This is a genomic window from Geodermatophilus marinus, assembly GCF_003428645.1.
GTDB lineage: Bacteria > Actinomycetota > Actinomycetes > Mycobacteriales > Geodermatophilaceae > Geodermatophilus.
Window position 1 is genome coordinate 12,564 of the sequence record NZ_QVQH01000010.1, and the last position, 15,218, is coordinate 27,781.

Consider the following 15,218-nt stretch of genomic DNA (forward strand, 5'->3'; position numbering starts at 1 on the left):
GGCCCACGCGACCGCGCCGGGCACGGGAGCGGCCGGGTCGAGGCCGCCGGGCTCAGGAGCGGCCGGGTCGAGGCCGCCGGGCCCGAGAGCCGCCGGGGCAGAGCCGCCGGGTCAGAACCCGCCCCCGAAGTCGCCACCGCCGAAGTCACCGCCCCCGAAGTCACCGCCCCCGGAGCCCCCGCCGTCGGCGTAGCCCTCCTCACCGCCGGCGTAGGCCTCCTCGTCCCCGCCGCCGACGAGCCCGCCGTCGCCGGCACCGGTGTCGAACAGGGCGTCGGCGACGGCGGTGCCGATGACGAGGCCGCCTACGGTGCCCAGCAGGCCGGCGCCGACCGTGCTGCCGAAGCCGGGGCGCCCGCCGGGCCCGGTGCCGCCGAAGGCCCGCTCGAGGGTGCCCGGCCGGCGCAGCTCGGCGCGGGTGGCCGCGCGGGCCAGCGCGCCCGGGTCGTCGGCGCGCGGGCGCTCGGCCTCGGGGACCGCCGCGGCCAGCTGGGTCAGCACCTCCTGCCGCTGCTGCGGGGTGAGCTGGGCGAACGCCTCCGCGTGCGCCTGCTCGATCGCGTCCGGGGGAGCGGTGCGCAGCAGGTAGCGGTAGCGCTCGATGGCCTGCTGGTCGCCGGGGGCGGCGTCCACCGGCCGGCCGGTGGGGGCGCCGCCGTGCACCGGCCGGGCAGCGGGCGGGGCCGGGCGGACCGGCTCGCGTCGCCGTCCGCCGAAGAGCCTGTCGAGCAGTCCCATGACCGGCACCTCCTCCGGGCGGCGGGGCACCACCCGCCCCCCGCGGTGCCCCGCCCCCGGCCGGGTCACACCCGATCGGACGGACCGGCTGGTCACCCCAGCCCCCGTGGTGGCCTCGCCCGGACCGCCGCGGTTACTGTTCCTGTCGTGCCGGGCGAGCGGGACCGACCGCGGGGGACGTCCCCGCCAGCACCCCGCGACGAGCCGATCGACGCGGGGCCGGTGGGCATCGTCACGGCCGCGACCGCGGTCGTCTCCGAGCACGAGTCGAGCGGCACCGCCTCCGCGGCCCTGCCGGGCGTCCTCTCCGACGTGCCGGTCAGCGTCCTCGTCATCGACCGCGGCACCGGCATGGTCACCTACGCCAACAGGGCGGCGGTGGAGCTCGCCGGCAACGTGCACCTCCCGGTCGACATCGACACCTGGGGCGCCTCCGCCGGGCTGACCGACCTGGGCGGCGAACCGCTGGCCAGCACCAGCGGGCCGCTCTCCCTCGTGGCGCAGGGCCAGCCGGTCGCCGGCGAGGCGGTGCGCCTGAGGCCCGGCCGCGGCTCCCGGAGCACGCACGCGGCCTCGAACGGCGGGCACCGGGACCAGTTGCTGTGGGTCACCGGGTTCCCGCTGTCCCGGCCGGACAGCCACGAGCAGCTCTCCCTGGTCGTCTTCATGGAGCTGACCGCCGGTGACGGCGGGCCGGCCGACCCCGACCAGTACCTGCAGTCGCTGCGCGAGCGGGCGGTCATCGCCACCGACATCACCTTCACGATCACCGACCCGCGGCTCCCCGACAACCCGCTGATCTGGGTCAACCCGTCGTTCTCCCGGATCACCGGCTACTCGTACGAGGAGGCGGTCGGGAGCAACTGCCGCTTCCTGCAGGGCCCGGCCACGGCGCCGGAGGCCATCGAGGTCATCCGCGACGCGCTCGCGGCGCAGGAGGCGGTCACCGTGACCCTGCTGAACTACCGCAAGGACGGCACGGCCTTCTGGAACCAGCTCTCCATCAGCCCGGTGTTCGACGGCGCGGGGGACCTCGTCAGCTTCGTCGGCGTCCAGACCGACGTCACCGAGCGGGTGCGCGTCGAGCACGAGCGCGAGGCCGCGTTCGCCGCCGAGCGCACCGCCCGCGAGGAGGCCGAGCTCGCCCGGGCCACCGCCGAGCAGTCCCGGGCCGACGCCGAGCACGCCCGGGCGGAGGCCGAGCGGGCGCAGAGCCGGCTGGCCCTGATGGCCGAGGCGACCAGCACGCTGATCGCGACGCTCGACCTCGCCGACCTGCTCGACCGGCTGGCCCGGCTGTCGGTGCCGCTGGTCGCCGACTGGGTGTTCATCACGCTGATCGACGACTCCGGGTCGGTCGCGCAGACGGCGTCCCTGCACCGCGACGGCCTCGAGAACGAGCTGCGGGTGCTGGACTCCCAGCACGCCCAGCACCTGCCCGAGGGGTCGCCGACGCTGCGCAGCATGACCACGTCCCGGCCGGTCCTGGTCGACCGGGCCGGGGAACGGCTGCCGGGTATCTTCACCAGCGACGCGGCCCGCGAGGCGTTCGAGCGGGTGGGCGCGGCATCGGTGCTCGCCGTCCCGATGGTGGCGCGCCGGCGCACCCGCGGCGCGATCCTGCTGGCCCGCACCGACGAGGACCGGCCCTTCACGCAGGAGGACGTCGACCTCGTCGAGGACCTCGCCCGCCGGGCCGCCCTCGCCATGGACAACGTGCGGCTGTACCAGCAGGAGCACACGGTCGCCGACACGCTGCAGCGCTCGCTCCTGCCGGAGCTGCCCTCGATCCCCGGCGTGGAGGCGGCCGCACACTACGTGAGCGCCTCGACCGCGGCCGACGTGGGCGGTGACTTCTACGACCTCCTGCACCTGCCCGACGGCTCGGTGGGGATGGTCATCGGCGACGTGGTGGGCCACGACGTCGCCGCGGCCGCCGCCATGGGGCACCTGCGCGGGCTGATCCGCGCCTGCGCCTGGGAGGCCGCCGACCCGGACCCGGGGGTGGTCCTCGCCCGGGTGGACCGCCTGGTGCAGGGCCTGCAGGTGGCCTCCATGGCCACGATGGTCTACGCCCGCGCCGTGCCGCCAGAAGGGGAGGGGCGGCCGTGGCGGGTGCACGTGGCCAACGCCGGGCACCCCCCGCTGCTGCTGCGCGACCCGGAGGGCACCGTCCGGGTGCTCAGCGAGGTCACCGGGCTGCTGGTCGGGGTGGACGGCGCCGCCCGGCGGGAGACCGTCGTCCTCGACGTGCTGCCGGGATCGACGCTGCTGGCCTACACCGACGGGTTGATCGAGCGCCCCGGGGTCGACCTGGACGCCGGGATCGACGAGCTCACCACCCGCTTGGGCCAGGCCCCGGCCGACGCCTCCCCCCGGCACCTGTGCGACGCGGCGGTCGCCGGCTCGATCGACGGCCGGGACGACGTCGCGCTGATCGCCCTGCGTTTCGGCTGATCGCCCTGCGTTTCGGCTGATCGCCCTGCGTTTCGGCTGACCGCCCCGCGTTTCGGCTGATCGCCCTGCGCCTCGGTCCGGCCGCCCCGCGCACGGCTCGACCGCGCGGCCCTGGCTCCCCCGCCGGCCGTCACCGGTTGCTACCGCTGCCTGGGACTACCGCCCCAGCGTGGGTGCGCCGCCCTGTCAACGCCCGGCAGCGAACTGTGGACAGCTTGCTGAGCTGGGGGTTCAGCAGGCACAGGCTCCTCTCCGGCGGTATTCTTCGTACACACGTTCGAGACGGTGGAGCGGGAGGTGACCCGGCGGTGCAACAGCTGTCGAGCGCGATCGACGGGCTGGCCGGGGCCGGGCTGGCCTCGGCGTTCGGCCCGGAGCTGCTGGAACGCCTGGGTGGGTTGCTGGTCGCCCGGCACCGGATCGCCGCCGAGGTGGCCCGCACCGTGCGCGCCTGCGAGCTGGCCGGCGCGGCGGAGGTCGACGGGCTGAAGACCATGGCCGCGTGGCTGCGCGGGCACGCGCGGATGAGCCACTCCGCCGCGGCCGGGCTGGTCCGCGCCGGGCGCGCGCTGGAGCACCTGCCCGCCCTGGCGGAGGCGCACGCCGCCGGGGCGGTGTCGGCCGAGGCCGTCGCGGTGATCGCGCCGATCACCCGGGAGGAGCACCTGGCCGCCGCCGAAGCCTGCGGGGTGGACCTGGCGGAGGTCGACCGGCTGCTCACCGACCTGGCCGCCGCGCGCCCGCACGCCGACCTGGTGCAGGTGGTGCGGCACTACCTCACCGGCCTGGACCCCGACGGGCCCGAGCCCGACCCCACCGAGGGCCGCCGGCTCTCCCTCGTCCGGCACGCCGACGGCTCGCTCACCGGCCGGCTGGAGCTGGACGCCGCCGGCGGGGAGAGGCTGCAGGCCGCCCTGGAGAGCCTCCTGCAGGCCGGGCGGTGCGCCGGCGACGAGCGCACCCGGCCCCAGGCGCAGGCCGACGCCCTCGTCCAGCTGTGTGATCTCCAGCTCGCCGGCGGACAGTTGCCCACCCTGCGCACCGTCAAGCCGCACGTGGCCGTCGTCCTCGACGCCGAAGACCTCGTCGACCCCGCGGTCGGCCCCGGCGCCGCGGAGCTCGGCTTCGGCGCCACGATCTCCGCCGCCCGGGCCCGCTGGCTGGCCTGCGACGGGGCGGTCACCCGCATCGTCATGGGCCCCGACGGCGCCCCGCTGGACGTCGGGCGCACCCACCGGGTGGTGCCCCCGCACCTGCGCCGGGCGGTGGAGCGCCGCGACCGGGGCTGCGTGTTCACCGGCTGCGGGGCTCCCACCCACTGGTGCGACGTGCACCACCTGCTGGAGTGGGCCCTGGGCGGGGAGACGTCGCTGGCCAACAGCGCCCTGTTGTGCGAGCGGCACCACACCAAGGTCCACCACGGCTTCCGCGTCGAACGCCGACCCGACGGCACCTGGCGCACCTGGCGCCCCGACGGCACCGAGATCCACATCCCGGCCCCACTCGTCGCCGCCTGAACCGGGCGGCCAGAGCGAGAACCACAGACCCGCCGACCCGGCGCACCCACCCGTGCGCCGGGCACTCGGCATGCCCGGGCGCGGGGTGCCGCTGTCGAGGCCTGCGTGGCGTGCGACGGCGGGAAGGCGCGTGGTTGGCTGGCGTCATGAGCGAGGCCCAGCCCGAGTCGGGGGAGCCGGTCCCGGTCCCGGTCGTCGAACCGCGCACGATGCGCGACGTGCTCGGCCACTTCGCCTCGGGGGTCACCGTGGTCACGGCGATGACCGATGACGGGCCCATCGGCTTCACCTGCCAGTCGTTCAGCTCCCTCTCGCTGGACCCGCCGCTGGTGGTCTTCGCACCCGCACGCACCTCGTCGACCTGGCCGCGGCTGCGCGACATCGGCCGGTTCTGCGTCAACGTGCTCGCCGAGGACCAGACCGACCTGTCGACCACGTTCGCCCGGTCGGGCGCCGACAAGTTCGCCGGTGTGCACTGGCGGCCCAGCCGGCACGGGTCCCCGGTCCTGGACGACGTCGTCGCGTGGATCGACTGCCGGCTCTGGGCCGAGTACGACGGGGGCGACCACACCCTGGTGGCCGCCTCCGTCCTCGACCTCGGCGCCGACCCCGGCCGCCGTCCGCTGCTGTTCCACCGGGGTGCCTACGGCCTCCTGGACCACCCCCGGGGCCGCTGACCCCAGGCCCCGTGGCGGGGCGCTCCCGCCCGCCCTGCGCGAGCGCCAGGCCGCCGGGACCCCGCCGGGGAGCGCCGAGCCGGGCTCAGCCGGTCGCCGCCGCCGCCCGCGGCACCGAGCGCCCTCCCGCGCGGTAGAGCGAGCTGGGCAGGGCGTGGCCGACCGCGTCCTCGGTGACGCGGGCGGCGAGGAGGAGGGCGTCGAGGTCGATGCCGGTCCGCACGCCGGACTCCTCCAGCATGTAGACGAGCTCCTCGGTGGCGATGTTGCCGCTCGCACCCGGGGCGAACGGGCACCCGCCCAGGCCCCCGACGGAGGCGTCGAGCTGGGTGACCCCGGCCTGCACCGCCGCCAGCGCGTTGGCCTGCCCCGTCCCGCGGGTGTCGTGGAAGTGCACCCCGACCTCGACCCCCGGGCAGGTGCGGCGGACCGCGTCGAGCAGCTGCACCACCCGCATCGGCGTGGTGGTCCCGATCGTGTCGCCGAGGCAGAGCCGGTCGGCGCCGGCGGTGACCGCGGCCCGGGCGACGTCCACGGTGCGGGTCACGGGCGTGCGACCGTCGAAGGGGCAGTCCCAGGCGGTGGCGATGATGACCTCCAGGGAGCCGCCCGCGCCGTGCGCCATGGCCGCGATCTCCCCGACCGCCGCGACGGCCTCGGCGGTCGAGCGCCCCGCATTCGCCCGGCTGTGCCCGTCGGAGGCCGAGACGACGTACTCCAGGTGCGGCACCCCGGCGTCGACCGCGCGCGTCGCCCCCCGCGGGTTGGCCACCAGGGCCGACCAGTGGACCTCGTCCCAGCGGGACAGCTCGGCGGCCACCTGGTCGGCGTCGGCCAGCGCCGGGACCGCTCGCGGGGAGACGAAGGACGTCGCCTCGATCCGCCGGACACCGGTGGCGACCAGCGCCTCCAGCATCGCCAGCTTCGCCGGCAGGGGCACCGGGGCCTCCAGCTGGAGCCCGTCGCGCATCCCCACCTCGCGGACGTCCACGGACGGTGGCAGGACCAGGTCGAAGTCGTTCACGGCAGACCTCCTCGTCGGCAGCTGGGTCCATCCTCCCTGTTCGGGTGGTTCCACGTGGAACTACCGGGGCACACGAATAGGTCGAAGAGCTGCTGGTACCCGGCCCGGATCACGCAAGATGTCCAGCGAGGAGGTGAGGAGGTGACGAGCACGACCGGCACGCTGCCCCCGGCTGACCGCCGGAGCGTCTTCGACAACGCGCCGATGGGCATCGCGCTCCTGACCCCCGGCGGCGTCCTCGTCGACGTCAACCCCACCCTCGGCCAGATGCTCGGCAGGGACCCCGCCCAGCTCAGCGGCGTCTCCGTGCTGGACCTGGTGGACCCCGACGACGTCCCGGCCGCCCAGGAGGCCCACGGCCAGCTGCTCGCCCTGCGCGGGAAGCCGATGCGGCACGAGACCCGGCTGCTGCACCGCGACGGCAGCGCCCTGCCGGTGCAGGTCACCGCGGCGGCGGTCGAGGGGACGCCCGGGGGCGAGGTCGGCCACCTGGTGATGATCATCGAGGACATCACCGACCGGAAGGCCCTCGAGGCCCAGCTGGTCCACCAGTCGCTGCACGACCCGCTCACCGGGCTGCCCAACCGGATCCTGTTCCGGGACCGGCTGCGGCACGCCCTCGAGCGGGGGCACCGCGAGCGCACCCCGACCTGCGTGGTGGTCATCGACCTCGACGGCTTCAAGGCCATCAACGACGAGCACGGTCACCCGATGGGCGACCTCGTGCTCGTCGCCTTCGCCGAGAAGCTGACCTCCGTGCTCCGGGCGAGCGACACGGCGGCGCGGCTGGGCGGGGACGAGTTCAGCATCGTCTGCGAGAACACCGAGCGGCAGGACGCCGAGGTGCTCGCCGACCGGTTGCGCCGCAGCGTCCCGGAACGGCTGACGCTCGGCGACACCACGGTCACCCTGGGCATGAGCATCGGCATCGGCTCGGTGCCCGGGGGTGCCGACCCGGAGGAGGCCTACGACTCGCTGGTCCGCGCCGCGGACGACGCCATGTACGCCGACAAGGCCGCCCGCCGCCGCTGACCCCGGCCCGGCGGGCGCCACCCCACCGGGCCCGGTCCCGCTCAGCGGGCGGCGCCGACCGCCTCCCGCCGGGACGCCGGCTGCGGCGCGGCGCCCAGCCGGGCGCCCTCGACGTCCAGGTCGGGCAGCACCCGGTCCAGCCACCGCGGCAGCCACCACGCCGACCGGCCGAGCAGCGCCAGCACCGCGGGGACCAGCGTCATCCGGACCACGAAGGCGTCGAGCAGGATGCCGACCGCCAGGCCGAACGCGATCGCCTTCACCACGACGTCGTCGATGGTGACGAAGCTGGCGAACACCGAGAACATGATGAGCGCGGCCGCCACCACCACCCGCGACGCGTGCCGGGCCCCCGCCAGCACCGCCGCGCGCGGCTCGGCGCCGTGCACGTACTCCTCGCGCATGCGGGAGACGAGGAAGACCTCGTAGTCCATGGCCAGGCCGAACAGCACCGCGATGAGGATGACCGGCATGAAGCTGATCACCGGCCCCGTCGTCGGGACGCCGAAGAGGTCGGCCAGCCACCCCCACTGGAAGACGGCGACCACGGCACCGAAGGACGCCGCGACCGACAGCAGGAAGCCCAGCGCCGCCTTGAGCGGCACGAGCACCGAGCGGAACACCAGCAGGAGGAGCAGGACGGCCAGCCCCACGACCACCAGGGCGAAGGGGACCAGCGCCGCGTCGAGCCGGTCGGAGACGTCGATGGCGACGGCGGTCTGACCGGTGACCGAGACCTCGGCGCCGGTCTGCTCCTCGAGCGCAGGGGCGAGATCGCGCAGCTCGGCGACCAGATCGCTGGTCGCCGGCTCCTGCGGGCCGCTCTCGGGGACGACGGTGACCAGCGCGGCCGTGCCGTCGGCGAGGAGCGACGGGGCGGCGTAGGCGACGTCGTCCAGACCGCCGGTGAACTCGCCCGGCAGCCCGGTCGGCGTGCCGCCGATCGCCACCGCCGCGGCCCCCGCCGCCTGCTGGGCGGTGGCCGGGTCGAGCCCGTCGAAGAGCACGACGAGCGGGCCGTTGAGGCCGGGCCCGAACGTCTCGGCGATGAGGTCGTACGCCTGCCGCTGGGGGGTGTCCTCGGCGGCGACGCTGTTGTCGGGCAGCGCCAGCTCGAGCTGCGCGGCCGGGACGGCGAGCACGCCGAGCCCGACGACGGTCAGCAGCACGGTGACCAGCGGCCGCCGGGTGATCAGCGCGGCCCAGCGCTCGCCGGCGGGCCGGCTGCCGGACCCGTCGGCCTCCGCGGCCTCCCGGCGGGCGGCCCGGGACCCCGGCTTCGGGGCCAGCCGCGCACCGGCGAAGCCCATGAGCGCCGGCAGGAGGGTCAGCGCCACGAGGACGGCGACCAGGACGGTGGCGGCGGCCGCGACCCCCATGACGGTGAGGAAGGGCAGACCCACGACCGCGAGACCGGACAGCGCGATGACCACCGTGAGCCCGGCGAACACGACCGCCGAGCCGGCCGTCCCGGAGGCGCGCGCCGCGGACTCCTCCGGGTCCGTCCCGGCGGCCAGCTGGGTGCGGTGCCGCGACAGGATGAACAGCGTGTAGTCGATGCCGACGGCCAGGCCGATCATCAGCGCGAGCGTCGGCGCGGTCGAGGACAGCGTGAGGGCGCCCGAGACGGCGAGCAGCCCGCCGAGCCCCACGCCGACCCCCACCAGCGCGGTGAGCAGGTTCATCCCCGCGGCCAGCAGCGACCCGAAGGTCAGCACCAGCACGAGGACGGCGACCGCGACGCCCACGAACTCGGTCGGGCCGATCTCCACGCCGGTGGTGCCGAAGGCGTTGCCGCCGACGGCGACCTCCAGGCCCGCCTCCTCGGCCGCCTCGGTCGTCGACTCGAGGGCCTCGAGGCTGCCCTCGCCGAGCTCCTCGCGCTGCACCGTGTACTGCACGGTCGCCAGGGCCGCCCGGCCGTCCGGGGTGATCGCCCGGCTGGTGAAGGGGTCGGCCACCGCGGCGACCTCCGGCGCCCGGGTGGCCTCGGCGACGACCTCGCCGATGGCGGCCTGCACCGCCGGGTCGGCGACCGTCTGCCCCTCCGGGGCCACGAACACGATCTGCGCCGAGGCGCCCGCCGCGGCCGGCTGGAGCTCGGCGAGCCGGTCGAGGGCGGCCTGCGACTCGGAGCCGGGGATGGTGAAGCGGTCGTCGAACTGCCCGCCGACGGTGACCATGACGGCCACGACGGCGGCGAGGACGACGACCCACACGGCGGCGACCAGCCGCCGGGCGCGGAACGAGGCCCGGCCCAGGCGGGCCAGAAAGGTGCTCATGCGGGGTCTCCGGGTGGGGTGTCGGACAGGGTCGCGCGCAGCAGGAGGAGCAGCGCGGCGCGCTCGACGTCGTCGTCGGCGTCGCCGTCCACGGCCCGGCTGACGGCGAGGCCGTCGTGCAGGGCCATGAGGGTCCGGGCGACCTGGGTGGTCGGTACCGCGAGACGCAGTCCGGTCCGGGCGGCGGCGGTGTCGATCATCGCGGCGATGCGGGACCGCAGCGCCGCGGTGTGCTCGCGCAGCGCGGCCGCCGCCTCCGGGTGCCGGGCGGCGTGCAGCGCGAACTCGGCCTGGACGAGGGTCCACGTCCGGTCCCCGCCGATCGCGTCCATGCACCGCGCGACGGCGGCCGCGACCGGGTCCGGCTCGGTCTCGACGCCGGCCAGCCGCTCCTCGACCCGGGTGAGCTGCCGGTGGGTCTCGCGGGCGTACAGGGCGGCGAACAGCTCGTCCTTGGTGCGGAAGCTGGAGTAGAAGGCGCCGCGGGTGAAGCCACCGCGCCGGCAGACGTCCTCCACGCTGGCGGCCGCGAAACCGACGTCGGCGAAGGTCTCCAGCGCGGCGTCGAGCAACCGCTCGACGGTCACCTCACGGCGCCGCTTGGGACGCTCGAGCTCGGGTGCCGTCACGATGCACGAATGTATCCGATGCACCGGTGTATCGACCTGTGGCGTACGCCTCGCCCGGTCGGGCGCCGGCCGCCGGCGCGACGGGTCGGCGGCTCAGCGCAGACCGGGACGGCACCTGGCCGCGGGTGCCCGCGACGAGCGGGGCCCGGAGGGTCCCCGAGGAGGGGTGCGACCGCAGCGGCTCGACGCGGGCCGGGGACGGCACCTGGCCGCGGTGGGGCGACCGACGAGCGGGGCCCGGAGGGTCCCCGAGGAGGGGTGCGACCGCAGCGGCTCGACGCGGGCCGGGGACGGCACCTGGCCGCGGTTGGAGCCCGGTAGGGCGACAGTGTGCTCAGCCGAGCGCGGCGCCCACCACGGCCCGGGCCTCCTCCTGGACCCGCGCCAGGTGCTCGGGCCCGCGGAAGGACTCCGCGTAGACCTTGTAGACGTCCTCGGTCCCGGACGGGCGGGCGGCGAACCAGGCGTTCTCGGTGACCACCTTGAGCCCGCCGATCCCCGCGTCGTTGCCCGGTGCGCGCGTCAGCTTGGCCACGATCGGCTCGCCGGCGAGCTCGGTGGCGGTGACCGCCTCCGGCGACAGCTTCCCGAGCGCCGCCTTCTCCTCGCGGGTCGCGGGGGCGTCGACGCGGGCGTAGGCCGACTCCCCGTACCGCTCGACCAGCTCCGCGTGCAGCTGGGACGGCGAGCGGCCGGTGACCGCCAGGATCTCCGAGGCCAGCAGGGCCAGCAGGATGCCGTCCTTGTCCGTCGTCCACACGCTGCCGTCGCGGCGGAGGAAGGACGCCCCGGCGGACTCCTCACCGCCGAAGCCGACCGACCCGTCGAGCAGGCCGGGGACGAACCACTTGAAGCCGACCGGCACCTCGAGCAGGCGCCGGCCCAGGCCCTCGACCACGCGGTCGACGAGGGAGGAGGAGACCAGCGTCTTGCCGACGGCGACGTCGGCGCCCCACTCCGGTCGGTGGGCGAACAGGTAGGAGATGGCGACGGCGAGGTAGTGGTTGGGGTTCATCAGCCCGTGGTCCGGGGTGACGATGCCGTGCCGGTCGGCGTCGGCGTCGTTGCCGGTGGCGACCTGGAAGCGCTCGCGCTCGCCGATGAGCGAGGCCATCGCCGACGGTGAGGAGCAGTCCATCCGGATCTTGCCGTCCCAGTCGAGGGTCATGAACCGCCACGTCGGGTCGACCAGGGGGTTGACCACGGTGAGGTCGAGGCGGTGCCGCTCGGCGATGGCCGCCCAGTAGTCGACGCTGGCCCCGCCGAGGGGGTCCGCGCCGATCCGGACGCCGGCGTCCCGGACCGCGTCGAGGTCGAGGACGGCGGGCAGGTCGTCGACGTAGTCGCCGAGGAAGTCGTGGGCGGTGGCCGCGGCGCGCGCCCGGGCGAAGGGCACCCGGCGGACGCCGTCCAGGCCCGCCCGCAGCAGCTCGTTGGCCCGGTCGGCGATGGCCTTCGTGGCGTCGGTGTCGGCCGGCCCGCCGGAGGGCGGGTTGTACTTGAAGCCGCCGTCGCGGGGCGGGTTGTGCGACGGGGTGACGACGATGCCGTCGGCGAGGCCGCCGGACCTGCCCCGGTTGGCGCGCAGGATCGCGTGCGAGACCGCCGGGGTGGGGGTGTAGCGGTCGGCGGCGTCGACCAGGACGGTCACGTCGTTGGCGGCGAGCACCTCGAGGGCCGAGGTCCAGGCCGGCTCGGAGAGGGCGTGGGTGTCCCGGCCGAGGAACAGCGGGCCGTCGTGGCCCTGCGCCGCCCGGTACTCGCAGATGGCCTGGGTGGTGGCGAGGATGTGCGCCTCGTTGAATGCCCCGTCGAACGCCGACCCGCGGTGCCCGCTGGTCCCGAAGGCGACCTGCTGGGCGGGGTCCTCCGGATCGGGCTGCCGGGTGTAGTACGCGGTCACCAGCGCGGCGACGTCGATCAGGTCGCGGGGCTCGGCGGGCTGTCCGGCACGCGGGTCGGTCATGGGGCGATCCTGGACCCCCCTGGCCGGTCGCCGCGCGCCGAGGAGAGGCAACGATCCGATTCCGATGACCGCGGGCGGGCCGTCCCCGGGTTGCGAGCGCGGATCGTCCTCCGGGATCGTCGGGCCCGACCAGCGAGGACGGTCCCCTCCGGTTGGGTCGGAGGCGCCGACGAGGGGAGCCACGACCCTGGACTTCTTCGGCTTCGTGTGGGATCGGCGGGACGACGTCCTGCAGCGCGGCATCGAGCACATCGGTGTCGTCGCGGTGTCGGTCGTGCTCTCCGCCGCGCTCGGTGTCCTGATCGGGGTGCTGTCCTACCGCAGTGCCACGGCCCGCACCGCCGCCATCTCGGTGACCGGGGCATTTCTCACGATCCCGTCGTTCGCGCTGTTCGTCCTGCTGCTCGGCATCGTCGGCCTCGGGACGACCCCGGTGGTCATCGCCCTGACCATGTACGGGCTGCTCCCCGTGGTGCGCAACACGGTGACCGGTCTGCTGTCGGTCGATCCGGCGATCGTGGAGTCCGCGCAGGGCATGGGCCTGTCCCGGCGGCAGCGACTGCTGCGCATCGAGCTGCCCCTCGCCTGGCCGATCGTGATGACCGGCATCCGCGTCAGCACGGTGATCCTCTGCGGCATCGCCGCCATCGGGGCGATCATCAACGGGCCCGGCTACGGCAACTTCATCTTCACCGGCCTGGCGCGGGTCGGCGCACCCGTGGCCGTGGACCTCGTGCTGACCGGGATCGTCGGGGTGGTCGTCGTGGCCGTCCTCTTCGACGCCGTCTTCACCCTGCTGGGCAAGGTGACCACCTCGAAGGGCCTCCGATGACCGCACGCGCGCACGACGGCGCCCCGGCCGGCCGAGCCATGATCCGCCTCGAGAACCTGACGAAGACCTTCCCCGGCCAGGCGAAGCCGGCCGTCGACGACCTGACCCTGGACGTCCCCGAGGGGGAGATCGTCATCCTCGTCGGCCCGTCGGGCTGCGGGAAGACGACGACGATGAAGATGATCAACCGCATCATCGAGCCGACGTCCGGCCGGATCCTGCTCGGCGGCGAGGACGTCACCCACGCCGACCCCGACCAGCTGCGCCGGCGGATCGGCTACGTGATCCAGCAGATCGGGCTCTTCCCGCACATGACGATCGCGGAGAACATCGCCACCGTCCCGAAGCTGCTCGGCTGGGACAAGCGACGCATCGGCGACCGCGTCGACGAGCTGCTGGAGACCGTGGGGATGGACCCCACGTCCTTCCGCGGCCGCTACCCCAAGGAACTCTCCGGTGGTCAGCGGCAGCGCGTCGGGGTGGCCCGGGCGCTGTCGGCGGATCCCGACGTGATGCTCATGGACGAGCCGTTCGGTGCGATCGACCCGATCACCCGGGACCGCCTGCAGAACGAGTTCCTACGGCTGCAGGCCGAGGTGCGCAAGACCATCGTCTTCGTCACCCACGACATCGACGAGGCGATCAAGATGGGCGACCGGATCGCGATCCTCCGGGAGGGCTCGCAGGTCGTCCAGTACGACACCCCGGAGGCCATCCTCACCCGGCCCGCCGACGACTTCGTGGCCGACTTCATCGGCCGTGGGGCCTCGCTCAAGCGGCTCGGGCTCAGCCGGGTGCGCGACATCCGGCTCCGCGAGTGGCCGACCGTGCCCGAGGGGACCTCGGCGGAGCGGGCGCTGACGGTGCTGCGCGGGTCCGGGCACAGCGCCCTGCTCGTGCTGGACGCGCAGGGCCGGCCGTGCCGATGGGTCGGGGCGGCGGACCTGCAGCGGGCCGACGGGCAGCCCGTGCACCGGATCGGGGTGCGGCCCGAGGGGCTGGTGGAGCCGCACATGACGCTCAGTGACGCGCTGAACGAGCTCGTCGCGGCGCACTACACCGTCGCCACGGTGGTCGACGGTCACGGCGTGTACCAGGGGGTCGTGGACATCGACCGGATCGGCGAGGCCATCCGGTCGATGCGCGAGGACCCCGATCGGGGAGCCCGGCACGCCCGGGGTGAGGCCGCGGCGTTCGACGGCAGCGAGCCCGACGACGGCACCGCGGAGCAGCCGTGACGGCGTCGGCCGGGGCCGGCGCCGACCCGCTCGCCGCCGCGGCGGCCGGCCGGCGCCGGCGGCAGTGGCTCGGCTGGCTGACGCTGCCGGCGCTGCTCCTGCTCGTCTGCGTCGGGCTGTGGCTCTACGTCAGCAGCCGGTCCCTGGACAGCATCGAGGCCCGCAGCCTCAATGCCGCCACGATCACCGAGGCGTTCGTCCAGCACCTGCGGCTGACCGCGGTGTCGACGGTGCTGGTGGTGCTCATCGCGGTCCCCCTCGGCATCCTGCTCACCCGGCCGTTCACCCGGCACGTCCGCGGCGGCCTGCTCACCGTCGCCAACATCGGGCAGGCGGTGCCGACCATCGGGGTGCTGGCCCTGCTGGCCGTGGCCTTCCTCTTCCTGGGCTTCTGGGCGGCCGTCGTCGGGCTCGTGCTCTACGCCGTGCTGCCGGTGCTGCGCAACACGATGGTCGGCCTGGAGCAGGTGGACCCGGCCGTGCTCGAGGCCGGCCGCGGGATGGGCCTGTCCACCGGCCAGGTGCTGCGCCGGCTGGAGCTGCCGCTGGCCGTCCCGGTGATCCTCGCCGGGGTCCGGACGGCCCTGGTCATCAACGTCGGCACGGCGACCCTCGCGGCCTACATCAACGGCGGCGGCCTCGGCACGCTGATCGTGGCCGGCTTCTCCACCAACCGCTTCCTGGTCTCGCTCACCGGTGCGGTGCTCACCGCCGTCCTCGCCCTGCTCGTCGACCACCTGGCGGGCGTCGCGGAGGACGTCCTGCGACCGAAGGGCCTGTGACCGCCGTCCGTACCCCGCCCGACGACCCCCGGATCGACCCCGAG

The 15,218-nt window shown here is 75.2% G+C and carries 12 protein-coding genes; 7 read left to right on the forward strand and 5 right to left on the reverse strand.

The genetic code is table 11. From position 1 onward, the window contains the following. Positions 1–111 precede the first annotated feature (111 nt). Positions 112–738, reverse strand: coding sequence for a hypothetical protein (locus tag D0Z06_RS12805; protein ID WP_117377934.1), 627 nt, complete (start codon positions 736–738; stop codon positions 112–114). A gap of 222 nt (positions 739–960) precedes the next feature. Here D0Z06_RS12805 and D0Z06_RS12810 point away from each other — a divergent pair, with 222 nt between their 5' ends. The 3 genes from D0Z06_RS12810 to D0Z06_RS12820 all read left to right on the forward strand — a co-directional run bounded on the left by D0Z06_RS12810 (position 961) and on the right by D0Z06_RS12820 (position 5,389). After that, a complete protein-coding gene (locus D0Z06_RS12810; RefSeq protein WP_233517646.1) occupies positions 961–3,195 on the forward strand; it encodes a SpoIIE family protein phosphatase in 2,235 nt (744 codons plus the stop codon). Positions 3,196–3,503: 308 nt separating this feature from the next. Further along, positions 3,504–4,712 carry an HNH endonuclease gene (locus D0Z06_RS12815; protein ID WP_117377837.1) on the forward strand — a complete coding sequence of 403 codons (1,209 nt, stop codon included), beginning with the start codon at positions 3,504–3,506 and terminating at the stop codon, positions 4,710–4,712. Between the two features lie 146 nt (positions 4,713–4,858). After that, positions 4,859–5,389, forward strand: coding sequence for a flavin reductase family protein (locus D0Z06_RS12820; protein WP_199522289.1), 531 nt, complete (start codon positions 4,859–4,861; stop codon positions 5,387–5,389). A gap of 85 nt (positions 5,390–5,474) precedes the next feature. On the opposite strand, the gene D0Z06_RS12825 is transcribed toward D0Z06_RS12820, so the two are convergent. Next, complete coding sequence (locus D0Z06_RS12825; protein WP_117377838.1) at positions 5,475–6,413, reverse strand: hydroxymethylglutaryl-CoA lyase; 939 nt, start codon at positions 6,411–6,413, stop codon at positions 5,475–5,477. 141 nt (positions 6,414–6,554) lie between these two features. Between D0Z06_RS12825 and D0Z06_RS12830 the strand changes: the two genes are divergently transcribed. Beyond that, a complete protein-coding gene (locus D0Z06_RS12830) occupies positions 6,555–7,445 on the forward strand; it encodes a GGDEF domain-containing protein (RefSeq protein WP_233517647.1) in 891 nt (296 codons plus the stop codon). A gap of 41 nt (positions 7,446–7,486) precedes the next feature. On the opposite strand, the gene D0Z06_RS12835 is transcribed toward D0Z06_RS12830, so the two are convergent. The 3 genes from D0Z06_RS12835 to pgm form a co-directional block, all read right to left on the reverse strand. Further along, positions 7,487–9,727 (reverse strand): MMPL family transporter, encoded by a 2,241-nt coding sequence (locus D0Z06_RS12835; protein ID WP_117377839.1) that lies wholly within the window; start codon positions 9,725–9,727, stop codon positions 7,487–7,489. Further along, entirely contained in the window at positions 9,724–10,356 is a 633-nt protein-coding gene (locus D0Z06_RS12840; RefSeq protein WP_158579976.1) for a TetR/AcrR family transcriptional regulator, read from the reverse strand. The genes D0Z06_RS12835 and D0Z06_RS12840 overlap by 4 nt, the downstream gene beginning before the upstream one ends. Before the next feature lie 334 nt (positions 10,357–10,690). Next, entirely contained in the window at positions 10,691–12,322 is a 1,632-nt protein-coding gene (gene pgm, locus D0Z06_RS12845; protein WP_117377841.1) for a phosphoglucomutase (alpha-D-glucose-1,6-bisphosphate-dependent), read from the reverse strand. A gap of 205 nt (positions 12,323–12,527) precedes the next feature. Here pgm and D0Z06_RS12850 point away from each other — a divergent pair, with 205 nt between their 5' ends. Genes D0Z06_RS12850 through D0Z06_RS12860 form a run of 3 tightly spaced genes read left to right on the forward strand, consistent with a single transcriptional unit; the run spans position 12,528 to position 15,174 of the window. Further along, the gene (locus D0Z06_RS12850; protein WP_199522290.1) at positions 12,528–13,154 is read left to right on the forward strand and encodes an ABC transporter permease; all 627 of its coding nucleotides are present in this window, start codon (positions 12,528–12,530) and stop codon (positions 13,152–13,154) included. Further along, positions 13,151–14,392: a betaine/proline/choline family ABC transporter ATP-binding protein gene (locus tag D0Z06_RS12855; RefSeq protein WP_117377842.1), complete on the forward strand. Its 1,242-nt coding sequence runs from the start codon at positions 13,151–13,153 to the stop codon at positions 14,390–14,392. The genes D0Z06_RS12850 and D0Z06_RS12855 overlap by 4 nt, the downstream gene beginning before the upstream one ends. Then, positions 14,389–15,174: an ABC transporter permease gene (locus D0Z06_RS12860; protein WP_117377843.1), complete on the forward strand. Its 786-nt coding sequence runs from the start codon at positions 14,389–14,391 to the stop codon at positions 15,172–15,174. The genes D0Z06_RS12855 and D0Z06_RS12860 overlap by 4 nt, the downstream gene beginning before the upstream one ends. The last annotated feature ends 44 nt before the right edge of the window (positions 15,175–15,218 follow it).